Origin of the sequence: Streptomyces sp. AC558_RSS880, from assembly GCF_019049255.1 — a bacterium.
Taxonomy (GTDB): domain Bacteria; phylum Actinomycetota; class Actinomycetes; order Streptomycetales; family Streptomycetaceae; genus Streptomyces.
Genome location: NZ_JAGMUJ010000031.1, coordinates 145,334 through 166,443 on the forward strand (window position 1 = coordinate 145,334; position 21,110 = coordinate 166,443).

The following is a 21,110-nucleotide window of genomic DNA, read 5'->3' on the forward strand; positions in this document are numbered from 1 at the left end:
TACGGCAGTGAAGAAGACCTCGACCCGGCTGGCCGACGGTCGCGAGCTCATCTACTACGACCTGGGCGACGACACCGTCCGCGACGCCGTCGACCGCCGTCCGCTGGACGCCACCGTCACCACCTCCGAGATCCGCCGCGACGTGCTCCTTGGCGACTCCGTCGCCATCGCCTCGCACCGGCAGGGGCGTACGTACCACCCGCCGGCCGACGAGTGTCCGCTCTGCCCCTCCGAGGGCGACCGGCTGAGCGAGATCCCGGACTCGTCGTACGACGTGGTCGTCTTCGAGAACCGTTTCCCCTCGCTGGCCGGGGACTCGGGCCGGTGCGAGGTCGTCTGCTTCACCTCCGACCACCACTCGTCCTTCTCCGGTCTGAGCGAGCGGCAGGCGCGACTGGTGCTCGACGCCTGGACCGACCGGACCTCCGAGCTGTCGCATCTGCCCTCCGTCGAACAGGTCTTCTGCTTCGAGAACCGGGGGGCCGAGATCGGCGTCACCCTCCAGCACCCGCACGGGCAGATCTACGCCTACCCCTTCACCACCCCCCGCACCGCCCTGATGCTGCGCCAAGTGGCGGTACACAAGGAGGCGACGGGCGGCGAGAACCTGTTCGACGCCGTGCTGGAGCGGGAACGGGCCGATGAGCGGATCGTCCTTGAGGGTGAACACTGGGTGGCCTTCGTGCCGTACGCGGCGCACTGGCCCTACGAGGTCCACCTCTACCCCAAGCGCCGGGTGCCCGACCTGCTCGGACTGGACGAGGCGGCGCGCACAGAGTTCCCCCAGGTGTATCTGGAACTCTTGAAGCGCTTCGACCGGATCTTCGGGGAAGGCGAGCCTCCGACGCCGTACATCGCGGCCTGGCACCAGGCCCCGTTCGGGCAGCTGGAGGACTTCGAGGGCGTCACGCGTGACGACTTCGCGCTCCACCTCGAGCTTTTCACCATCCGCCGCACATCCGGCAAGCTGAAGTTCCTCGCGGGCTCCGAGTCCGGCATGAACGTCTTCATCAACGACGTGCCGCCGGAGCGCGCGGCCGAGCGACTGCGAGAGGTAGCGAGTTCATGAGCGGGAAGTACCTGGTGACGGGCGGGGCCGGTTACGTCGGCGGTGTCGTCGCCCAGCATCTGCTGGAGGCCGGCCACGAGGTCGTCGTGCTCGACAACCTCTCCACCGGGTTCCGGGAAGGTGTCCCCGCGGGTGCGTCGTTCATCGAGGGCGACATCCGCGACGCCGCCACATGGCTGGACTCCTCCTACGACGGCGTCCTGCACTTCGCCGCGTTCTCCCAGGTCGGCGAGTCGGTGGTGAAGCCGGAGAAGTACTGGGACAACAACGTCGGCGGCACCATGGCGCTGCTCGGCGCGATGCGCGAGGCGGGCGTGCGCCGGCTCGTGTTCTCCTCCACGGCGGCGACGTACGGCGAGCCGGAGCAGGTCCCGATCGTCGAGTCCGCGCCCACCCGGCCCACGAATCCGTACGGCGCCTCGAAGCTCGCCGTCGACCACATGATCACCGGTGAGGCGGCGGCGCACGGACTGGGCGCGGTCTCCCTGCGCTACTTCAACGTGGCCGGCGCCTACGGGCGGTACGGCGAGCGGCACGACCCCGAGTCGCACCTCATCCCGCTCGTGCTGCAGGTGGCCCAGGGACGGCGCGACGCGATCTCCGTCTACGGCGACGACTACCCGACGCCGGACGGCACCTGCGTGCGCGACTACATCCACGTCGCCGACCTGGCCGAGGCCCATCTGCTCGCGCTGCGGGCCGCCGCGCCCGGCGAACACCTGATCTGCAACCTCGGCAACGGCAACGGATTCTCCGTCCGCGAGGTCGTCGAGACGGTCCGTCAGGTCACCGGCCACCCGATCCCCGAGGTCGTGGCCCCCCGCCGGGGCGGCGACCCGGCGGTCCTGGTCGCGTCGGCCGACACCGCCCGCGAGAAACTGGGCTGGAACCCGTCGCGCGCCGACCTCGCGGGGATCGTCGCGGACGCGTGGGAGTTCGCGCAGCAGCGCGCCGAGCAGGCCGAACAGGCCGAGTAGAACGTCACGAAGGGTCAGGGGTCAGGGCATGAGCGAGTCCAGCGAGGCCGTCGCGGGGTCCGTCGCCGAGCGGTTCGAGGAGCTGTACGGGACCGCGCCGGACGGGGTGTGGGCGGCACCGGGCCGGGTCAACCTCATCGGCGAGCACACCGACTACAACGACGGCTTCGTCATGCCGTTCGCCCTGCCGCACACCGCGGTCGCGGCGGTGTCCCGGCGTGACGACGGCGTCCTGCGGCTGCACTCCGCCGACGTGGACGGGCCCGTCGTGGAACTGACGGTGGACGCCCTGACCCCCGAGTCCGACAAGCGGTGGACCGCCTACCCGGCGGGCGTGGTGTGGGCGCTGCGCGAGGCCGGACACACCGTCACCGGCGCCGACATCCACCTCGCCTCGACCGTCCCGGCGGGCGCGGGCCTGTCGTCCTCGGCCGCCCTGGAGGTCGTCGTCGCGCTCGCCCTGAACGACCTGTTCGGCCTCGGTCTGCGCGGCTGGCAGCTGGCCCGGCTGTGCCAGCGCGCGGAGAACGTCTACGTCGGCGCCCCGGTCGGCATCATGGACCAGACGGCCTCGGCCTGCTGCGAGACCGGCCACGCCCTGTTCCTCGACACCCGTGACCTCTCCCAGCGCCAGATCCCCTTCGACCTGGCCGCCGAGGGCATGCGTCTGCTCGTCGTCGACACCCAGGTCAAGCACAGCCACAGCGAGGGCGAGTACGGCAAGCGCCGCGCGGGCTGCGAGAAGGGCGCGGCCCTGCTAGGCGTCGACGCCCTGCGGGACCTCCCGTACGCGGAACTGGACGCGGCGCTGGAACGGCTCGGCGACGAGGAGGAGGTCCGCCGGCTGGTCCGTCACGTGGTGACGGAGGACGAGCGGGTCGAACGGGTCGTCTCCCTGCTGGAGTCGGGCGACACCCGGGCCATCGGGCCCGTCCTGGTCGAGGGCCACGCCTCCCTGCGCGACGACTTCCGCGTCTCCTGCCCCGAACTCGACCTGGTGGTGGAGACCGCCGTCACCTCCGGCGCCCTCGGCGCCCGCATGACCGGCGGCGGCTTCGGCGGCTCGGCCATCGTCCTGGTGGAGGAGACGGACGTCCCGACGATCACCAAGGCGGTGGAGGAGGCCTTCGCGGCAGCCGGGTTCCAGGCCCCGCGGGTCTTCGAGGCGGTGCCCGCGGCGGGCGCGCGGCGGGTGCGCTGAGACGGGGCGGCGGCGCCGGTCGGACCCCGGCGCCGCCGCCCGCGAAACGCACGGGCGACACGAGGACGATACGGATCGGGCCGGTTCGGCGGGGTCGGCCGGGTTCGCGGGCACGGCGGGGGTGGCCCCCTTTCGGGATGTCCGTGTCACGGTGCCCGTAGGTGCCGGGGCGGGCGCGGTTCGGTCAGCCCAGGCGCTTCGTCAGGGTGTACTCCGTGATCCCCGGCGGGTAGTCGGGGATCACGCACACCACCTCGTAGCCCTGGCGCCGGTAGAAGTCGGGGGCCTGGAAGTCCCAGGTCTCCACGCGGGAGGCCGTGCAGGCGCGTTCGGCGGCGGCGACGCGTTCCGCCTCCGCGAGGAGGCCGGAGCCCAGGCCCGCCCCCCGGTGGCGGGCGTCGACCCAGAGGTAGGTCACGTGGAGCCAGGTCGTCCAGGTGTGGCCGACCAGGCCGCCCGCGAGATCACCGTTCGCGTCCGATGCCCACACGTGCAAAGGCGCTTCACGTTCGTCCGGGGTTCCGCGCAGGGCGCGCAGGACCGGTGAGGCCGCCGTATTGGTGTCCCTCAGCCGCCTGCGGAGCAGATCACGTCGGGCCTTGTCGACTTCTGTCTCAAGACGAAACATGCGGCTCACCATAAACGCGCAAGGCCGCCAGTTCTGCAAATAACCTTCCGCTCCCGGCCCCCGCCCGTACCCTGATGAACAGCGCCGGTGGGGGCCGGCGCCGTTCAGGGGGCGAGACAGTCGGGTACGGCGTCCGAGGTGGGGGTGGCGGTTGTCGCGCGGCGGCGGCCGTGCGGCTGCGGCGACCCGTCCCATGTCCGGTCAGTGAAGTGACAGGGGCCTCGGCGTCGTACCCGCGCCGGTGTCGTCCTCCGACGATGGGGTAGTCCCCTGCTCCGTGAGGAGCTCGGGGAAGGGGGTTTCGTGGTTCGTATTCGAGTCCTGGTCGTCGACGACCATCGCATCTTCGCCGAGTCGCTGGCCGCGGCCCTGGCCGCGGAGCCCGACGTCGACGTGTCCGCGGCGGGCAGCGGCCCGGCCGCGCTGCGCTGTCTGGAGCGGGCGGCCGCCGAGGGACGGCGGTTCGACGTGCTGCTCGTCGACGCCGACCTGGGCGGCAAGGTGCCGGGCGGCCGGCCGGCCGTGCCCGTGCAGGCCGGTGACGAGGACGGCCTCGTCGACGGGATAGCGCTGGTCACCGGGGTGCGTTCGGCGCAGCCGCAGGTACGGATCGTCGTCCTCGCCGAGAAGGACGACCCGGCCCGGGCCGCGCTCGCCCTGCAGGCGGGAGCCTCCGGGTGGGTGGCCAAGGACTGCTCGCTGAACCGGCTGCTCACCGTCATCCGGGGGGTGCTGCGCGACGAGACGCATCTGCCGCCCGCGCTGCTGACGGGTGTGCTGCGGGAGCTGACCGCCGCCCGGCGGCACCGCACGGAGAGCGAACGGCTCGTGGAGTCCCTGACCCCGCGCGAGCGGGAGGTGCTGCGGTGCATGGTCGCGGGGCTGGGGCGCAAGGCGGTCGCCGAGCGCCTGTACCTGTCCCCGCACACCGTACGGACCCATATGCAGAACGTCCTCGGGAAGCTGGGGGTGCACTCCACCCTCGCCGCGGTGGCCCTCGCCCGGCGGGCGGGTGTCGGGCCCGTCGACCTAACCGGGGATGTTGTCGAACGGGGCGGTCAACTGGCGTAGCAGACCGGCCAGTTCGCCGCGCTGGGCGCGGGTGAGTTCGGAGAGGATCGCCCGCTCCTGCGCCAGCAGTCCGGCCAGTGCCTGGTCGGCGCGGTCGCGGCCCTCGTCCGTGAGCCGGACCAGGACACCGCGCCGGTCACTGGGGTCGGGCAGCCGCTCCACCAGGCCCTTCTTGGTGAGGCGGTCGATGCGGTTGGTCATCGTGCCCGAGGTGACGAGCGTCTGCGTGAGGAGCTGCCCCGGCGAGAGCTGGTACGGAGAGCCCGCGCGGCGCAGCGCGGTCAGCACGTCGAACTCCCAGGACTCCAGGCCGTGCTCGGTGAAGGCGAGCCGGCGTGCCCGGTCCAGGTGCCGGGCCAGTCTGCTCACCCGGCTGAGCACCTCGAGCGGTTCCACGTCGAGGTCCGGGCGCTCCCGGCGCCACGCTGCGACCAGCCGATCGACCTCGTCCTCCATGACGATCAGTGTAGTGGTTGTGTCGATGTGAAGTCTCTTGATGTCGAGCATCTTGACGTCGAGATGGATGGTGGGTGACGCTGGGTACCCGTCCACCGGCCATCGGGAGGCCCCCATGTCCGCAGCGACCCCCACCTGGGACCCCGCCCAGTACCTGCGCCACGCCGGTCACCGCACCCGGCCCTTCACCGATCTGCTCGCCCGGATCCCGGAACTCCCCGGGGGCCCGGCCCGCATCGCCGACCTCGGCTGCGGCGCCGGCAACGTCACGGCCCTGCTCGCCGAACGCTGGCCCACCGCCCGCATCACCGGCTACGACAACTCGCCCGAGATGCTCGACAAGGCCCGCGCCGACCACGAGGGCGGCGGGCTGGACTTCGCCCACGCCGACGTCCGCACCTGGGTGCCGGACGGGTCGTACGACCTGATCGTCAGCAACGCCACGCTGCAATGGGTCCCGGGACATGTGGAGCGGTTCCGCGACTGGGTCGAAGGGCTCGCTCCCGGCGGAACCTTCGCCTTCCAGGTCCCCGGCAACTTCGACGCCCCCAGCCACGCACTCATGCGGGAACTGGCCGCCTCCCCGCGCTGGCGCGACCGCCTGTCCGGCGTCCTGCGCCACGACGACGCCGTGCTCCGGCCGCAGGCCTACCTGGAGCACCTGACCGCCCTCGGCTGCACGACCGACGCCTGGGAGACGACGTACGTCCACCTGCTCACGGGGGAGGACCCGGTCCTCGACTGGGTCAAGGGCACGGGCCTGCGCCCCGTCCTGACGGCTCTGGCGGACGATCCCGGGGCCCGCGACGCGTTCGTCGGCGCGTACCGGTCCGCCCTGCGAGCGGCCTATCCGACCGGCCCGCACGGCACCCCGTTCCCCTTCCGCCGCGTCTTCGCGGTCGCCGTCAAGGAGGCGTGATGCTCACCGCCGTCGACCACGTGCAGCTCGCCGCCCCGCCCGGCTCCGAGGAACGGCTGCGCGCCTACTACGCCGACGTCCTCGGCATGACCGAGACGCCGAAGCCGCCGGCCCTGGCGGCGCGCGGCGGCTGCTGGTTCGAGGCCGGAGACGTACGGCTCCATCTGGGCATCGAGCACGACTTCCGGCCGGCGAGGAAAGCCCACCCCGGCCTGAGGGTGACCGGCATCGAGGCGTACGCCGCCCGCCTGGCCGCCCACGGAGCCCCCGTCACCTGGGACGACGACCTCCCGGGACACAAGCGCTTCTACTCCGACGACCCCGTGGGCAACCGGCTCGAGTTCCTGGAGCCCCGCTAGGACTTCCGGAGCCCCGCTAGGACTTCCGGTGGCCTATCAGCCGCGGCTTCGGCTCCAGGCCGTCCAGGCCGTGCCAGGCCAGGTTGACCAGGTGGGCCGCCACCTCCGCCTTCTTCGGCTTGCGGACGTCCAGCCACCACTGGCCCGTCAGCGCCACCATCCCGACCAGGGCCTGCGCGTACAGCGGGGCCAGCTTGGGGTCGAAGCCGCGGCTCTTGAACTCGCGCCCCAGGATGTCCTCCACCTGGGTGGCGATGTCCGAGATCAGCGAGGCGAAGGAGCCCGTCGACTGGGGGATGGGGGAGTCACGGACCAGGATGCGGAAACCGTCCGTGTACTCCTCGATGTAGTCCAGGAGCGCGAACGCGGCCTGCTCGCACAGTTCGCGGGGATGGCCGGCCGTCAGCGAACCCGTCACCATGTCCAGCAGACGCCGCATCTCGCGGTCCACCACCACCGCGTACAGACCCTCCTTGCCGCCGAAGTGCTCGTACACCACCGGCTTGGAGACCCCGGCCTTCGCCGCGATCTCCTCCACCGACGTGGCCTCGAAGCCCTTCGCCGCGAACAGGGTGCGGCCGATCTCCAGCAGCTGCTGGCGGCGCTCCGCACCGGTCATCCGGGTGCGACGCGCACGCCGCGGCTTGTCATTGCTCGGGGTGCTGCTGGAGTCGGTCGCCACGGCGACCATCATGCCGCCTCGACGGACTCCGTCCCCTGCCGGGAGCCGCCTTCCGAGGTGTTACGGCGCGAATCGATACGCGAGCGTGACGGCCACCGCACGTCGTACGCCCAGCCCAGCTGCTCGAACCAGCGGATCAGCCGGGCGGAGGAGTCCAGCTGCCCGCGCTCCACACCGTGCCGCGCCGAGGTCGGATCGGCGTGGTGCAGGTTGTGCCAGGACTCACCGCAGGACAGGACCGCCAGCCACCACACGTTGCCCGAACGGTCCCGCGACTTGAAGGGACGCTTGCCGACCGCGTGGCAGATCGAGTTGATCGACCACGTCACGTGGTGCAGCAGCGCCACCCGCACGAGCGACCCCCAGAAGAACCCGGTGAACGCGCCCCACCAGGACAGGGTGACCAGACCGCCGATCAGCGCGGGCAGCGCCAGCGACAGCGCCGTCCACAGGATGAACTGCCGGGAGATCGCCCGCAGCGTCGGGTCCTTGATCAGGTCCGGCGCGTACTTGTCCTGCGGCGTCTGCTCCTCGTCGAACATCCAGCCGATGTGCGCCCACCACAGGCCCTTCATCAGCGCCGGGACCGTCTCCCCGTACTTCCACGGCGAATGCGGGTCACCCTCGTCGTCGGAGAACTTGTGGTGCTTGCGGTGATCGGCCACCCACCGCACCAGCGGCCCCTCCACCGCCATCGACCCGGCGATCGCCAGCGCGACCTTCAGCGGCCGCTTCGCCTTGAACGAACCGTGCGTGAAGTGCCGGTGGAAACCGATGGTGATGCCGTGGCAGCCGAGGAAGTAGAAGAAGACCAGCAGACCGAGGTCCAGCCAGCTCACCCCCCACCCCCACGCCAGCGGCACCGCCGCCACCAGCGCCAGGAAGGGGACGGTGATGAAGAGCAGCAGCGTGATCTGCTCGATGGAGCGCTTGCGCTCGCCGCCCAGCGTGGCGGAGGGCGCCGCGTCGTCGGACCCGGTTTGTTTCGTAGCTTCGTGCAACACATCGGAGCCTGAGGTCATGCGTGTTCCCTGTGGGGTATGTGGACTGGGGTGGGTGCCCGGCCTCCGGAAACGCACTGCGTACCTACGCCTCCGTAACCTACGGCAACGTAAGTATGGCAGCGCGCAGCCCGGCGGCAAGAGCCCGTGAGCCTGCGCGTCCGGGTCGACACCTATCCTTGAAGTCGGTCGGACAGCGCGGTCCGCTCTGATTTCTTCCCGGACGTCCGGCCCGCAAGCGGCGCACGCCGCGCGAGACGCCGTCCGGGTTCCCTCCCAGACGAGCTTCAACACTGCAAGGAGCCGCACCTGTGAGCAGTGCCGACGACCAGACCACCACGACGAGCAGCGAGCTGCGCGCCGACATCCGCCGACTGGGTGACCTCCTGGGCGAGACCCTGGTACGGCAGGAGGGCCCGGAGCTGCTCGACCTCGTCGAGAAGGTGCGCCGACTCACCCGTGAGGACGGCGAGGCCGCCGCCGAGCTGCTGCGGGGCACCGAACTGCAGACCGCGGCCAAGCTGGTCCGCGCGTTCTCCACCTACTTCCACCTGGCCAACGTCACCGAGCAGGTGCACCGCGGCCGCGAACTGCGCGCCCGCCGCGCCGCCGAGGGCGGGCTGCTCTCCCGCACCGCCGACCGCCTCAAGGACGCCGACCCCGAGCACCTGCGCGAGACGGTCCGCAACCTCAACATCCGGCCCGTCTTCACCGCGCACCCCACCGAGGCCGCCCGCCGCTCCGTCCTCAACAAGCTCCGCCGGATCGCCGCCCTCCTCGACACCCCGGTCATCGCCTCCGACCGGCGCCGCCTGGACACCCGGCTCGCCGAGAACATCGACCTCGTCTGGCAGACCGACGAACTGCGCGTGGTCCGCCCCGAACCCGCCGACGAGGCCCGCAACGCCATCTACTACCTCGACGAGCTGCACGCCGGCGCGGTCGGCGACGTCCTGGAGGACCTCACCGCCGAGCTGGAGCGCGTCGGCGTCCACCTCCCCGACGACACCCGCCCCCTCACCTTCGGCACCTGGATCGGCGGCGACCGCGACGGCAACCCCAACGTCACCCCCCAGGTCACCTGGGACGTCCTCATCCTCCAGCACGAACACGGCATCAACGACGCCCTGGAGATGATCGACGAACTGCGCGGCTTCCTCTCCAACTCCATCCGCTACGCGGGCGCGACGGAGGAGCTGCTGGCCTCCCTCCAGGCCGACCTCGACGCCCTCCCCGAGATCAGCCCCCGCTACAAGCGGCTCAACGCCGAGGAGCCCTACCGGCTCAAGGCCACCTGCATCCGGCAGAAGCTGGAGAACACCAAGCTCCGCCTCGCCAAGGGCACCCCCCACGAGCCCGGCCGCGACTACCTCGGCACCGGCCAGCTCCTCGCCGATCTGCGCATCATCCAGGCCTCCCTGCGCGAACACCGCGGCGGCCTCTTCGCCGACGGCCGCCTCGCCCGGGTGATCCGCACCCTGGCCGCCTTCGGCCTCCAGCTCGCCACCATGGACGTACGCGAACACGCCGACGCCCACCACCACGCCCTCGGCCAGCTGTTCGACCGGCTCGGCGAGGAGTCGTGGCGCTACACGGACATGCCCCGCGAGTACCGCGGCAAGCTGCTCGCCAAGGAACTGCGCTCCCGCCGCCCGCTCGCCCCCACCCCGGCGCCCGTCGACGCCGCCGGCGAGAAGACCCTCGGCGTCTTCCAGACCGTCAAGCGGGCCCTGGAGGTCTTCGGGCCCGAGGTCGTCGAGTCCTACATCATCTCCATGTGCCAGGGCGCCGACGACGTCTTCGCCGCCGCCGTCCTCGCCCGCGAGGCCGGACTGATCGACCTGCACGCCGGCTGGGCGAAGATCGGCATCGTGCCCCTGCTGGAGACCACCGACGAGCTCAAGGCCGCCGACACCATCCTCGAGGACATGCTCGCCGACCCCTCCTACCGGCGCCTCGTCGCGCTCAGGGGCGACGTCCAGGAGGTCATGCTCGGCTACTCCGACTCCTCCAAGTTCGGCGGTATCACCACCAGCCAGTGGGAGATCCACCGCGCGCAGCGGCGCCTGCGCGACGTCGCCCACCGCTACGGCGTACGGCTCAGGCTGTTCCACGGCCGCGGCGGCACCGTCGGCCGCGGCGGCGGCCCCACCCACGACGCCATCCTCGCCCAGCCCTGGGGCACCCTCGAGGGCGAGATCAAGGTGACCGAGCAGGGCGAGGTCATCTCCGACAAGTACCTCATCCCGGCCCTCGCCCGGGAGAACCTGGAGCTGTCCGTCGCGGCCACCCTCCAGGCGTCCGCCCTGCACACCGCACCCCGCCAGTCCGACGAGGCCCTCGCCCGCTGGGACGCCGCCATGGACGTCGTCTCCGACGCCGCCCACACGGCCTACCGGAGGCTCGTCGAGGACCCCGACCTGCCGACGTACTTCCTGGCCTCCACCCCCGTCGACCAGCTCGCCGACCTGCACCTGGGCTCGCGGCCCTCCCGCCGCCCCGGCTCGGGCGTCTCACTCGACGGACTGCGCGCCATCCCGTGGGTGTTCGGCTGGACCCAGTCCCGGCAGATCGTCCCCGGCTGGTTCGGCGTCGGCTCCGGCCTCAAGGCCCTGCGCGAGGCCGGCCTCGACACCGTGCTCGACGAGATGCACCAGCAGTGGCACTTCTTCCGCAACTTCATCTCCAACGTGGAGATGACCCTCGCCAAGACGGACCTGCGCATCGCCCAGCACTACGTCGACACCCTCGTCCCCGACGAGCTCAAGCACGTCTTCGACGCCATCAAGGCCGAACACGAGCTGACCGTCGCCGAGGTGCTGCGCGTCACCGGCGAACAGGAACTCCTGGACGCCGACCCGGTCCTCAAGCAGACCTTCACCATCCGCGACGCCTACCTGGACCCGATCTCCTACCTCCAGGTGGCCCTCCTCAAGCGCCAGCGTGACGCCGTCGGCGCCGGCGAGGAGCCCGACCCGCTGCTCTCCCGCGCCCTGCTGCTCACCGTCAACGGTGTCGCGGCCGGCCTGCGCAACACCGGCTGATCCGACGCGACGAGGGGTGCCCCCGGCCTCGTACGGCCGGGGGCACCCCTCGTTCTCACGTCTCACACGGCTCGTCTCAGACGGCCAGGAAAGCCGCGGTGAGCAGTGCCACCCCGGACAGCGCCATCACCCACGCCGCCCGCGTCCGCAGCAGACCGCCGGCCACGACGACCGACGCGAGCAGCAGCGCGCCGCCCAACGGAACCCACGCGTAGAGGATCCCGGCGGGACCCGAGCGGACGGCGTCCGTGCCGCCCGGCTTCAGCACCACCGTGTACGTCCGCCCCTCCGCCACGGCCACCGAGTCCTCCAGTACGACCTCCGCGCGCGGCTGCGACCCCGGCGACAGCGGCGCGTACGGCCCCGTACACGTCGTCGCGCCGCACCGCGTCACCTCCACCGTGCCGCGCTCACGCCCCTTCGTCAGCATCGCGTGCTGCGCCGTACCCCACGACGCCCACACACCCGCGATCAGGATCAGCGCGACGACCGTGCCCATCGCCGCGAACCGGCCGAACCGCAGGGCGGAGGAGCCGGGGGAGGAGCGGACCGCAGAAGGCATGGCCGAGATCCTTGGCTATAACCTTGCGGTCGGTCAACTCCGGTGGGCTCCGACGGGCCCCGGCAGGGGGACGAGTCAACCGATGTGCCCCTCAGCACGTCACGAGTTGTACGTCCCCTGCGCCCGCTCCAGCCCCTCGATCACCAGACACTCCACCGCGTCCGCCGCCCGGTCCACGAAGTAGTCCAGCTCCTTGCGCTCCGCCGGCGAGAAGTCCTTCAGCACGAAGTCCGCCACCTGCATCCGCCCCGGCGGCCGCCCGATCCCGAACCGCACCCGGTGGTAATCCCGCCCGAACGCCTTCGTCAGCGACTTCAGCCCGTTGTGACCGTTGTCCCCGCCACCCAGCTTCAGCCGCAGCGTCCCGTAATCGATGTCCAGCTCGTCATGGACCGCGACCACCCGCTCCGCCGGCACCTTGTAGAACTCCCGCAGCGCGTTCACCGGCCCGCCCGACAGATTCATGTACGACATCGGCTTCGCCAGAACCACCCGCCGGTTGGCAGGCCCCGGCGGACCGATCCGCCCCTCCACCACCTGCGCCTGAGCCTTGCCGGCCCGCTTGAACCGGCCCCCCATCCGCTCCGCCAGCAGATCCGCCACCATGAATCCCACGTTGTGCCGGTTCATCGCGTACTCGGGTCCCGGATTGCCCAGCCCCGCGATCAGCCACGGGGCACCGGCGTCGGTCGTCACCTGCATGTCTCCCTCGATACGCGCCAGCCGCTGCTCCCGAAGGGAAGCAGCGGCTGACGAAAACGGCGTTGGTGCGGATCAGGCCTCGGTGGCGGCCTCGGCGGAACCCTCGCCCTCCGAAGCCTCCTCCGCCTGCGCGGCCAGCACCTGGATGACGACCGCGTCCTCGTCGACGGCCAGCTTGGCGCCCTTCGGGAGGGTGATGTCCTTGGCGTGGATGGAGGCACCGGCCGCCAGGCCCTCGACGGACACCGTGACGGACTCGGGGATGTGGGTGGCCTCGGCCTCGACCGTCAGGGTGCCCAGCACGTGCTCCAGCAGGTTGCCGCCCGCGGCCAGCTCGCCCTCGGTGAGGACCGGGATCTCCACCGTGACGGTCTCGCCGCGCTGCACCAGCTGCAGGTCGACGTGCTCCAGGAAGCCCTTGATCGGGTCACGCTGCACCGACTTCGGGATCGCCAGCTCGTTCGACGTGCCGTCGATGTCCAGCGCGATCAGCACGTTCGGCGTACGCAGCGCGAGCAGCAGCTCGTGGCCCGGAAGGGTCAGGTGCAGCGGGTCCGAACCGTGCCCGTACAGCACACCCGGAACCTTGTTGTCACGGCGGATACGGCGCGCGGCACCCTTGCCGAACTCGGTGCGCGTCGCGGCGGAGATCTTCACCTCGGACATGGTCACTCCTCGAAGTCAGAAACGGACGTGGTCACCCGGCCACGAACGGCCTGCTACGAAGAGCGCGTCGATAACGGACAGCCGAAACCGCCTCGAAAAAGCGGAACGGCCTCCCTCGCCGAGCAACTTGGACAGTCTACTCGGACCAGGAGGCCGCACCCAAAACGATCATCGGGAGACCCGGTGCAGAACCCTTACTGCAGGTACTGTGCGGGCCTACCGCACGTGTCTACTGCTCGTCGAACAGGCTCGTCACCGAACCGTCCTGGAACACCTCACGCGCCGCACGCGCGATCGTCGGCGCGATCGACAGCACCTTGATCTTGTCCAGCGACTCGCTCAGCTCCCCCGGCGTCGGCAGCGTGTTCGTGAACACGAACTCACTCACCCGCGAGTTCTTCAACCGGTCCGCCGCCGGACCCGACAGCACACCGTGCGTCGCCGTCACGATCACGTCCTCCGCACCGTGCGCGAACAACGCGTCCGCCGCGGCACAGATCGTGCCACCCGTGTCGATCATGTCGTCGACCAGGACGCAGATACGCCCCTTCACGTCACCCACGACCTCGTGCACCGTGACCTGGTTCGCCACGTCCTTGTCCCGGCGCTTGTGCACGATCGCCAGCGGCGCGCCCAGCCGGTCGCACCAACGGTCCGCCACCCGCACACGGCCCGCGTCCGGAGACACCACCGTCAGCTTCGAACGGTCCACCTTCGCACCCACGTAGTCCGCGAGGAGCGGCAGCGCGAAGAGATGGTCGACAGGCCCGTCGAAGAAGCCCTGGATCTGATCCGTGTGCAGATCCACGGCCAGCAGCCGGTCCGCACCCGCCGTCTTCATCAGGTCCGCGATCAGACGCGCCGAAATCGGTTCACGACCCCGGTGCTTCTTGTCCTGCCGCGCGTAACCGTAGAACGGCACGATGACCGTGATGGACCTGGCCGACGCACGCTTCAGCGCGTCGATCATGATCAACTGCTCCATGATCCACTTGTTGATCGGAGCGGTGTGGCTCTGGATCAGGAAACAGTCGGCACCACGAGCCGACTCCTGATACCGCACATAGATCTCGCCATTGGCGAAGTCGAAAGCCTTCGTCGGCACGACCCCGACATCCAGCTGTTGGGCGACCTCCTCGGCAAGCTCGGGGTGGGCGCGGCCGGAGAAGAACATCATCTTCTTCTCGCCGGTCGTCTTGATCCCGGTCACAGCACAGTCTCCTCAGAGGTGTCGCAGCTGGTGGCGGTGCGGAAGTGCACTTATCACGGTACGCCCTGTTCGAGAGGACCGAATCCGGTCAGTCCTCACCGGCCGGCTCCCGGGAAGCCGCCTCCGCCGCCTTCGCGGCAGCGCTCCCCGGACGCTTACGAGCCACCCAACCCTCGATATTCCGCTGCTGGCCACGGGCCACGGCCAGCGAACCCGGCGGCACATCCTTCGTGATCACCGACCCGGCAGCCGTGTAGGCACCGTCCCCGACCGTGACAGGCGCCACAAACATGTTGTCCGAGCCCGTCTTGCAGTGCGACCCGACCGTCGTGTGATGTTTGTCCTGCCCGTCGTAATTGACGAACACGCTCGCCGCACCGATGTTCGAGAAGTCGCCGATCGTCGCGTCACCCACATACGACAGGTGCGGAACCTTCGTCCCCTCACCGATCGACGCGTTCTTCGTCTCCACGTACGTACCGATCTTGGCCTTGCGCGCCAGCCGCGACCCCGGCCGCAGATACGCGTACGGCCCGACGTTCGCCTCAGGACCCACCTCGGCACCCACCGCCACCGTGTTGTCCACCCGCGCCCCCGCACCCACCCGGGTGTCCGTCAACCGCGAATGGGGCCCGACCTCACACCCCTCGGCCAGATGCGTCGCCCCGTGCAACTGCGTCCCCGGATGAACGACCACGTCCTGCTCGAACGACACGGTGACGTCGACCCACGTCGTCGCAGGATCGATCACGGTGACCCCGGACAGCATGGCCTCCGTCAACAGCCGGTCGTTGAGGATCCGCCGCGCCTCGGACAACTGCACCCGGTTGTTGATCCCCGCGATCTCCCGGTGATCCCCCGCCACCGACGCACCCACCCGGTGCCCCGCCTCACGCAGGATCCCGAGCACGTCCGTCAGATACTCCTCACCCTGACTGTTGTCCGTCCGCACCCTCTTCAGCGCGTCCGCCAGCAGCACCCCGTCGAACGCGAACACACCCGAGTTGATCTCCCGGATCGCCCGCTGCACCTCGGACGCGTCCTTGTGCTCCACGATCGCCGTCACGGCACCGCTGTCGTCCCGCACGATCCGCCCGTAACCGGTCGCGTCCGGCACCTCGGCCGTCAGCACCGTCACCGCGTTGCCGTCGGCGGTGTGGGTGGCCGACAGCCGCCGCAGCGTCTCACCCGTCAGCAGCGGGGTGTCACCGCAGACGACGACGACCGTCCCGTCCACGGAACCGCCCAGCTCCTCCAGCCCCATCCGCACGGCGTGCCCGGTGCCGTTCTGCTCCGTCTGCACGGCGGTACGGACCTCGGGGGCGATCTCGGCGAGGTGCGCGGTCACCTTCTCGCGGGCGTGCCCCACGACGACGACCAGGTTCTCCGGCTCCAGCTCACCGGCTGCGGCGAGCACATGACCCACCAGGGAACGGCCACAGATGTCGTGCAGGACCTTCGGTGTGGCCGACTTCATACGGGTGCCCTCACCCGCTGCGAGAACGACGACGGCTGCCGGGCGATTGGTGCTCACGGGATGCCCTTCGGCTGTGATGGGGGAGGGGGTGACATCCGCAGGATACCGGGGTGGTTGTGGGGGGACATGAGAGCGGGCCCTGACCGGGGTGACCGGTCAGGGCCCGAACTTGAGCGTGGCTCCCCTGCCAGGACTCGAACCTGGAATGATCCGTCCAAAGCGGACTGTGTTGCCGATTACACCACAGGGGATAATCAACCCGGCTAATCGGACATTTCGTCGGCTTGCCGGGTGGCTCCCAACACTATGCCGTACCAGGAGCCTTCGATGCGACGGTACAGCTCGGCGCTTTTCAGGACTTTGATCACGAGGCATCCTCGATAGGTGTCGCCTACGTTCTTGCGCACTGTTTTGGGGTTGTGCTTCTTCAGGGTCGTTTTGTTGAACGCGGAGCGACCAGCGCCGACGAGGTCGGCCCAGTACTCTTCTGCGCCTGCGATGTCCGCCTTCTCGTGAATCATGACCGTGAACCGCAGGCGCTCTCGCTCAACTCCCAGCAGGTCGAGCCAGGCCAGGAAAACCTGGATCATGCTGGGGTCGCTGTTGACGAAGGCGACGTTCTCGCGGCGGTCGTACGGCTTGTCCTTGCCGCCTTCCGCCCAGTACAAGCCGACGCCCACCAGGAACAGTTCGCGGGCCGACAGGTCGCCGATTGCCTGCTTGGCGGCTTCCTTGGTGCGCTGCCGTTCCTCGTCCCGGATGCGCAGCTTCGCTTCCCAGCCCCGGCGGGCGATGGCTGCGGCTTCCTCGGGAGTGCGCTTGCGTTCAGGCTTCGGCAGGTCCCGTACCCACAGCGACGCCGAGCTCCTGGAGCAGCCCAGCTCGGCCTCGATCTGGTCGTACGTCCAGCCCTGGAGCCGTAGCTCCCGGGCCCTGGCCCGTAGGTCGTCCTTCGCGTTCGGGCGTTTCGTCCAGGCCGGCGGAGGTTCCCCCTTCACCAGCTGGTTGAGGATGTCGTTGTTGTAGATCTTCAGCTCGTCGCGGATCTGGCGGAGGCTGTGGCCCGCCCGTCGCAGCGCCACCGCCCGCTCCCGCAGGCCCTCGAAGTCGGCGTATTTGCCGGGTGCATGTGTCACACGCATACCGTCCGGGCGGAATGGTCGGTTCCCCTCTCGAACGGTGTCCGATTCATCAGTTCGAGGGATTTCGGGCCGTATCGCATCCGAACGGTCACCCTGTGTGGTGTGATCCGGACGTGGAAACTCGTCGGAAAAGCGGCGCTGTGCGCCCGTAGGCTGGACGCATGACCACGACGGGGGAAGAGCGTGTGACGGCCCGGGGAGGGCCGTGGTGGTGGGACAGGCGGCGTAGTGCCGTGCTGGATGTGGGGCTCGCGGTGGTGTCCGCGGTGGAGTGCGGGCTGGAGGGGATCCCGTTCGCGTGGGAGGCGGGGATTCCGGCCGGCGTGGGGGCCGTTTTCGGTGTGCTCGCCGGTTCCGTGCTGCTGGTGCGGCGGAAGTGGCCGATCGCGGTGGTGCTGGTGGCGATCGCGGTGACGCCGGCGGCGATGGGTTTCCTGATGGGCGTCGTGGGCCTGTATTCGCTGGCCGCGTCCGAGGTGCCGCGGCGGATCATCGCGTCGCTGGCGGGCATGCAGTCGGTGGGTGTGCTCATCGTGATGTTCGTGCGGATGCGGCAGAACCCGGCGCGGGGGGATGTGGAGGTCGGGGACTGGATCGTGCCGTTCGCGTCGATCACGACGGCGATCGGGGTGACGGCGCCGCCGTTGTTGCTGGGGCTGTACGTGGGGGCGCGGCGGCGGTTGATGGAGAGCCTGCGGGAGCGGGCGGACAGTCTGGAGCGGGAGCTCCAGTTGCTCGCGGAGCGGGCGGAGGAGCGGGCGGAGTGGGCGCGGGGTGAGGAGCGGACGCGGATCGCCCGTGAGATGCATGACGTGGTGGCGCACCGGGTGAGTCTGATGGTGGTGCACGCTGCGGCGCTTCAGGCGGTGGCGCGGAAGGATCCCGAGAAGGCTGTGCGGAATGCCGCTCTGGTGGGGGACATGGGGCGGCAGGCGTTGACGGAGTTGCGGGAGATGCTCGGGGTGCTGCGTTCGGGCGGGGACGGTGTGCGGCGCGGGGCGGGGGCGTCGGTGCCGTTGGCGGCGGTGGGGGTGGCCGCGGCGGCTGCGGCGTCCCGGGCGGTGGGCGAGGCCGAGGGGGCGGCGGAGGGGCCGTGTCTGTCGGAGATCGAGGAGTTGGTGGGGCAGTCGGCGGCGGCGGGGATGGTGGTGGATCTGTCGGTGATGGGGGAGGTCCGGTCGTGTGCGCGGGAGGTGGAGTCGACGGCGTACCGGGTGGTGCAGGAGGCGTTGACGAACGTGCACAAGCATGCGGCGGGCGCGAAGACGTATGTGCGTCTGGCGTACCGGGTGTCGGAGATCGCGATGCAGGTGGAGAACGAGCCGCCGCCGGAGGCGGCGTCGTCGGCGGGGCTGCCGTCGGGGGGGAACGGTCTGGTGGGGATGAAGGAGCGGGTGTCGGCGCTGGGCGGGGTGTTCGTGTCGGGGCCGACGGATGCGGGGGGTTTCCGGGTGTCGGCGGTGATTCCGGCGTCGTAGTCCGGTCGTCCCGTGGTGTTCAGCCGGTGGTGAGGCGGGTGGGCTGTATGCCGGAGACGAGGGTGGCGAGGGCGTGGTCGATGTCGGGGCCGAGGTACCAGTCGCCGGTGTGGTCGAGGGCGTAGACGCGGCCTTGGGCGTCGATGGCGAGGAGGGCTTGGGTGTCGGTTTCGGCGCCGAGGGGGCAGACCTCGGTGTCGAGGGCGCGGCCGAGGTCGCCGAGGGTGCGGGCGAGGTGGAGGCCGTGGAGGGGGTCGAGGTGCAGGGTCGCGGGGGCGATCTGACGGCCGGGGCCGCCGGGGGTCACGTGGAGTCCGCCGAATTCGGCCCAGGCTTCGACGGCGGCGGGGAAGACGGTGTGGCGGTGTCCTGCGGGTGAGGTGTGGTCGCGGAGGGTGTCGGCCCAGATCTCCGCTTGTTTGATGTCCCAGCGTCCGGGTTGCCAGCCGGCGGCGCGCAGGGCTGCGTCGACGGGTACGGCGAAGCGGGTGGTGGAGGTGCGGTCGGTGTGCATCTGCTCTTCGTTCGTCGAGGTCGTGGGTGGTGCGGGGCCGGGTCAGCCGTTGGTGGCGGGGTCGACCATGCGGACGCCGAAGTGGGCGATGAGTGCGGTGCAGGCGCGGCAGGGGGTGGCGTAGGCGCCGTGGAGGGGGTCGCCGTCCTCGCGGATGCGGCGGGTGGTGAGTTTGGCGTTCTTGAGGGTTTTGCGTGCTTCGCCGTTGGTCATGGGTTTGCGTGCGGCGCGTTTGCTGCGGGCGGCGTCGGCGGTGGTGATGTGCCGGGAGATGAGGATGGTCTCGGCGCAGCGGCCGGTGAAGCGGTCGCGTTGGTCGCTGGTGAGGGTGTCGAGGAAGTCCTGGACGAGGGGGTGGAGGGCGGGGGGTGTGTCGCCGCGGGCGGCGGTGCAGGTGAGGGTGGCGCCGCGGACGGAGAGGGCCGCGGCGATGGTGGGCAGGATGCCGTCGCGGCGGTGGTGGAGGGTGGGGGTGTGGGCGGTGTCGGTGGCGCTCCAGCCGACGCGGGGGTCGCCGGAGCGAGGGTCGCCGGTTGGGCCGCTGTGCGGTCCCGTCTGCGTCACGTTCATGATCATCATCCCCTCCCGAGCATCCCCCCGGAGGTCACAGAGTGCCAAATGGGGTGGCTGATGCGGAAGCTGGGGCGGGGTGACACGCCCGGGTTTGGGCGGGCTGTCACGGGAGGGTGACGGCTGGTCACGGAAGCGGAGGGGTGGATGACCGGCGCCGGTGACCGGTGTCGTCGTACCGCATAGGCTGTCGGCAACCGCGATCCATGCGGTGATCCGCGCGGTTGGGTGTGCGGGCGCCGTGGGGGTCGTGGCGGTAAGCAGTCGAGACAGACGTGACAGTCGAATACGTTCCGTAGTGGTCCGAAGGCGGGCGGTGCGGGACGTACAGAGTGCCGCAGGGGGCAACCGCCATGACGACAGGTCGGCTCGGGCTGGGTGTGCCTCCCGGCCGCCAGGCCGGGGGACAAGCCGCGCCGCCGAACGCGGCCTATGCCGGGCAGGTCGTGCACTTCCCGGATCCGGTGCGGGCGGCGCGTCACCCGAGAGGGGTACGGGTGGACGAGCGCGGATATCCGGACTTCTCGCCCTATGCGCGTGCGGCCGCGGAGGTGGCGGAGCCGCCGGGGGGTTTCGGCGTCGACGAGTTGCGGTTGACGGACTACGTGTCGGCGAACGCGGCGTTGGCGGCGAGCGGTCACGATCTGTGGGACACGGTGCCGGCGGTGGCGACGCCGCACGGGTGGACGTGGCATCACGTGGTGGGGTCGCGGCGGCTGGAGTTGGTGCCGGTCGAGGTGAAGGCGCTGCTGCGGCATCACGGCGGGGTGGCGACGTCGGCGGTGGACCACGGCAAGCGGGGTACGCGGCCGTTGCAGGAGACGCGGCCGGCGCATTTCGGGCTGCCGAAGTCGGGTGTGGCGGTGACGGAGTCGCAGGTCCTGGGCGTGGAGGAGGATCTCGGGTACCGGTTGCCGGGTGCGTACCGGTCGTTCCTGAAGGCGGCGGGCGGTTGCGCGCCGGTGGGGACGGCGTTGGACGCGGAGCTGGGGCTGCTGGTGGACCAGCCGTTCTTCACGGTGCGGGACGAGGCGGCGGTCAATGACCTCGTGTACGTGAACAAGTGTCTGCGTGACCATCTCACCAAGGACTATCTGTGCGTCGCTTTCGTGCAGGGCGGTCTGCTGGCCGTGAAGGTGCGGGGTGAGCGGCAGGGTTCGGTGTGGTTCTGCGCGTACGACGACGCGCGGGACGTGGATCCGTCGTGGCCGCCGGCCGAGCGGGTGGAGCGGCTGTTGTTGTCGTGCGGGGACGATTTCGATGTGTTCCTGTCCCGGTTGGCGGGGTCTCCGCCGGAGCTGGAGACGGTGGCGAATCTGATGGTGGACGGTGGGTTCGCGCGTGCCGTTCCGGTTTCTTCCGCGGGGGAGTGAGCTTCGGCG

21 protein-coding genes and 1 tRNA gene are annotated in these 21,110 nt (G+C 70.4%); 9 read left to right on the forward strand and 13 right to left on the reverse strand.

Features of this window, described 5'->3' with window-relative positions; translation table 11 throughout:
• The first annotated feature begins 7 nt into the window (after positions 1-7).
• The 3 genes from galT to galK are packed head-to-tail and all read left to right on the forward strand — an operon-like array spanning position 8 to position 3,247.
• Positions 8-1,069 carry a galactose-1-phosphate uridylyltransferase gene (gene galT, locus KUM38_RS14585; RefSeq protein ID WP_217129782.1) on the forward strand — a complete coding sequence of 354 codons (1,062 nt, stop codon included), beginning with the start codon at positions 8-10 and terminating at the stop codon, positions 1,067-1,069.
• Positions 1,066-2,046: a UDP-glucose 4-epimerase GalE gene (gene galE / locus KUM38_RS14590; RefSeq protein ID WP_217129783.1), complete on the forward strand. Its 981-nt coding sequence runs from the start codon at positions 1,066-1,068 to the stop codon at positions 2,044-2,046. Before galT ends, galE begins: the two co-directional genes overlap by 4 nt.
• Before the next feature lie 28 nt (positions 2,047-2,074).
• Positions 2,075-3,247 carry a galactokinase gene (gene galK / locus KUM38_RS14595; RefSeq protein ID WP_217129784.1) on the forward strand — a complete coding sequence of 391 codons (1,173 nt, stop codon included), beginning with the start codon at positions 2,075-2,077 and terminating at the stop codon, positions 3,245-3,247.
• Positions 3,248-3,431: 184 nt separating this feature from the next.
• Here the strand turns inward: galK and KUM38_RS14600 are convergent, their stop codons facing one another.
• A complete protein-coding gene (locus KUM38_RS14600) occupies positions 3,432-3,887 on the reverse strand; it encodes an N-acetyltransferase (RefSeq protein WP_217129785.1) in 456 nt (151 codons plus the stop codon).
• A 291-nt stretch (positions 3,888-4,178) separates the two neighbouring features.
• Between KUM38_RS14600 and KUM38_RS14605 the strand changes: the two genes are divergently transcribed.
• Positions 4,179-4,946, forward strand: a complete 768-nt coding sequence (locus KUM38_RS14605) for a response regulator transcription factor (RefSeq protein ID WP_217129786.1) — start codon at positions 4,179-4,181, stop codon at positions 4,944-4,946.
• On the opposite strand, the gene KUM38_RS14610 is transcribed toward KUM38_RS14605, so the two are convergent.
• Positions 4,905-5,402: a MarR family winged helix-turn-helix transcriptional regulator gene (locus KUM38_RS14610; RefSeq protein WP_217129787.1), complete on the reverse strand. Its 498-nt coding sequence runs from the start codon at positions 5,400-5,402 to the stop codon at positions 4,905-4,907. The two genes, KUM38_RS14605 and KUM38_RS14610, sit on opposite strands and share 42 nt — an antisense overlap.
• Positions 5,403-5,517: 115 nt before the next feature.
• On the opposite strand from KUM38_RS14610, the gene KUM38_RS14615 reads away from it, so the two are divergent.
• Both KUM38_RS14615 and KUM38_RS14620 read left to right on the forward strand, forming a co-directional pair.
• A complete protein-coding gene (locus KUM38_RS14615) occupies positions 5,518-6,321 on the forward strand; it encodes a trans-aconitate 2-methyltransferase (protein ID WP_217129788.1) in 804 nt (267 codons plus the stop codon).
• Complete coding sequence (locus KUM38_RS14620; RefSeq protein WP_217129789.1) at positions 6,321-6,680, forward strand: VOC family protein; 360 nt, start codon at positions 6,321-6,323, stop codon at positions 6,678-6,680. Before KUM38_RS14615 ends, KUM38_RS14620 begins: the two co-directional genes overlap by 1 nt.
• Positions 6,681-6,696: 16 nt before the next feature.
• On the opposite strand, the gene KUM38_RS14625 is transcribed toward KUM38_RS14620, so the two are convergent.
• Together KUM38_RS14625 and KUM38_RS14630 are read right to left on the reverse strand one after the other, a co-directional pair.
• Entirely contained in the window at positions 6,697-7,374 is a 678-nt protein-coding gene (locus KUM38_RS14625; protein ID WP_217129790.1) for a TetR/AcrR family transcriptional regulator, read from the reverse strand.
• Positions 7,371-8,384, reverse strand: a complete 1,014-nt coding sequence (locus KUM38_RS14630; protein WP_217129791.1) for a fatty acid desaturase — start codon at positions 8,382-8,384, stop codon at positions 7,371-7,373. Before KUM38_RS14630 ends, KUM38_RS14625 begins: the two co-directional genes overlap by 4 nt.
• A gap of 290 nt (positions 8,385-8,674) precedes the next feature.
• On the opposite strand from KUM38_RS14630, the gene ppc reads away from it, so the two are divergent.
• Positions 8,675-11,407: a phosphoenolpyruvate carboxylase gene (gene ppc, locus KUM38_RS14635; protein ID WP_217129792.1), complete on the forward strand. Its 2,733-nt coding sequence runs from the start codon at positions 8,675-8,677 to the stop codon at positions 11,405-11,407.
• 76 nt (positions 11,408-11,483) lie between these two features.
• Here ppc and KUM38_RS14640 read toward each other — a convergent pair whose 3' ends face one another.
• The 7 genes from KUM38_RS14640 to KUM38_RS14670 all read right to left on the reverse strand — a co-directional run bounded on the left by KUM38_RS14640 (position 11,484) and on the right by KUM38_RS14670 (position 17,160).
• On the reverse strand, positions 11,484-11,969 hold the full coding sequence (locus KUM38_RS14640; protein WP_217129793.1) for a hypothetical protein: 486 nt from the start codon (positions 11,967-11,969) through the stop codon (positions 11,484-11,486).
• Positions 11,970-12,068: 99 nt separating this feature from the next.
• A complete protein-coding gene (pth, locus tag KUM38_RS14645; protein ID WP_217129794.1) occupies positions 12,069-12,671 on the reverse strand; it encodes an aminoacyl-tRNA hydrolase in 603 nt (200 codons plus the stop codon).
• 72 nt (positions 12,672-12,743) lie between these two features.
• Positions 12,744-13,337 carry a 50S ribosomal protein L25/general stress protein Ctc gene (locus KUM38_RS14650; RefSeq protein WP_217129795.1) on the reverse strand — a complete coding sequence of 198 codons (594 nt, stop codon included), beginning with the start codon at positions 13,335-13,337 and terminating at the stop codon, positions 12,744-12,746.
• A gap of 229 nt (positions 13,338-13,566) precedes the next feature.
• Positions 13,567-14,547: a ribose-phosphate diphosphokinase gene (locus KUM38_RS14655; protein ID WP_217129796.1), complete on the reverse strand. Its 981-nt coding sequence runs from the start codon at positions 14,545-14,547 to the stop codon at positions 13,567-13,569.
• An 88-nt stretch (positions 14,548-14,635) separates the two neighbouring features.
• Positions 14,636-16,081, reverse strand: a complete 1,446-nt coding sequence (gene glmU, locus KUM38_RS14660) for a bifunctional UDP-N-acetylglucosamine diphosphorylase/glucosamine-1-phosphate N-acetyltransferase GlmU (protein ID WP_217129797.1) — start codon at positions 16,079-16,081, stop codon at positions 14,636-14,638.
• 119 nt (positions 16,082-16,200) lie between these two features.
• Positions 16,201-16,275, reverse strand: a tRNA-Gln gene (locus KUM38_RS14665).
• A gap of 12 nt (positions 16,276-16,287) precedes the next feature.
• Positions 16,288-17,160, reverse strand: coding sequence for a hypothetical protein (locus KUM38_RS14670; protein WP_217129798.1), 873 nt, complete (start codon positions 17,158-17,160; stop codon positions 16,288-16,290).
• 167 nt (positions 17,161-17,327) lie between these two features.
• Between KUM38_RS14670 and KUM38_RS14675 the strand changes: the two genes are divergently transcribed.
• On the forward strand, positions 17,328-18,644 hold the full coding sequence (locus KUM38_RS14675) for a sensor histidine kinase (protein ID WP_217129799.1): 1,317 nt from the start codon (positions 17,328-17,330) through the stop codon (positions 18,642-18,644).
• A gap of 19 nt (positions 18,645-18,663) precedes the next feature.
• Here the strand turns inward: KUM38_RS14675 and KUM38_RS14680 are convergent, their stop codons facing one another.
• On the reverse strand, positions 18,664-19,158 hold the full coding sequence (locus KUM38_RS14680) for an SUKH-3 domain-containing protein (RefSeq protein ID WP_217129800.1): 495 nt from the start codon (positions 19,156-19,158) through the stop codon (positions 18,664-18,666).
• A gap of 42 nt (positions 19,159-19,200) precedes the next feature.
• Positions 19,201-19,728: a YwqJ-related putative deaminase gene (locus KUM38_RS14685; protein WP_217129801.1), complete on the reverse strand. Its 528-nt coding sequence runs from the start codon at positions 19,726-19,728 to the stop codon at positions 19,201-19,203.
• Between the two features lie 353 nt (positions 19,729-20,081).
• Between KUM38_RS14685 and KUM38_RS14690 the strand changes: the two genes are divergently transcribed.
• Complete coding sequence (locus KUM38_RS14690) at positions 20,082-21,101, forward strand: SMI1/KNR4 family protein (protein ID WP_217129802.1); 1,020 nt, start codon at positions 20,082-20,084, stop codon at positions 21,099-21,101.
• The last annotated feature ends 9 nt before the right edge of the window (positions 21,102-21,110 follow it).

Bases quoted from the DNA above. Each gene is read 5' to 3' on its own strand.
- galE (WP_217129783.1), top strand. From the start codon at position 1,066: ATGAGCGGGAAGTACCTGGTGACGGGCGGGGCCGGTTACGTCGGCGGT.
- galK (WP_217129784.1), top strand. From the start codon at position 2,075: ATGAGCGAGTCCAGCGAGGCCGTCGCGGGGTCCGTCGCCGAGCGGTTC.
- KUM38_RS14600 (WP_217129785.1), bottom strand. From the start codon at position 3,887: ATGGTGAGCCGCATGTTTCGTCTTGAGACAGAAGTCGACAAGGCCCGA.
- KUM38_RS14610 (WP_217129787.1), bottom strand. From the start codon at position 5,402: ATGGAGGACGAGGTCGATCGGCTGGTCGCAGCGTGGCGCCGGGAGCGC.
- KUM38_RS14615 (WP_217129788.1), top strand. From the start codon at position 5,518: ATGTCCGCAGCGACCCCCACCTGGGACCCCGCCCAGTACCTGCGCCAC.
- KUM38_RS14620 (WP_217129789.1), top strand. From the start codon at position 6,321: ATGCTCACCGCCGTCGACCACGTGCAGCTCGCCGCCCCGCCCGGCTCC.
- KUM38_RS14625 (WP_217129790.1), bottom strand. From the start codon at position 7,374: ATGATGGTCGCCGTGGCGACCGACTCCAGCAGCACCCCGAGCAATGAC.
- KUM38_RS14630 (WP_217129791.1), bottom strand. From the start codon at position 8,384: ATGACCTCAGGCTCCGATGTGTTGCACGAAGCTACGAAACAAACCGGG.
- KUM38_RS14640 (WP_217129793.1), bottom strand. From the start codon at position 11,969: ATGCCTTCTGCGGTCCGCTCCTCCCCCGGCTCCTCCGCCCTGCGGTTC.
- pth (WP_217129794.1), bottom strand. From the start codon at position 12,671: ATGCAGGTGACGACCGACGCCGGTGCCCCGTGGCTGATCGCGGGGCTG.
- KUM38_RS14650 (WP_217129795.1), bottom strand. From the start codon at position 13,337: ATGTCCGAGGTGAAGATCTCCGCCGCGACGCGCACCGAGTTCGGCAAG.
- KUM38_RS14675 (WP_217129799.1), top strand. From the start codon at position 17,328: ATGACCACGACGGGGGAAGAGCGTGTGACGGCCCGGGGAGGGCCGTGG.
- KUM38_RS14680 (WP_217129800.1), bottom strand. From the start codon at position 19,158: ATGCACACCGACCGCACCTCCACCACCCGCTTCGCCGTACCCGTCGAC.
- KUM38_RS14685 (WP_217129801.1), bottom strand. From the start codon at position 19,728: ATGAACGTGACGCAGACGGGACCGCACAGCGGCCCAACCGGCGACCCT.
- KUM38_RS14690 (WP_217129802.1), top strand. From the start codon at position 20,082: ATGACGACAGGTCGGCTCGGGCTGGGTGTGCCTCCCGGCCGCCAGGCC.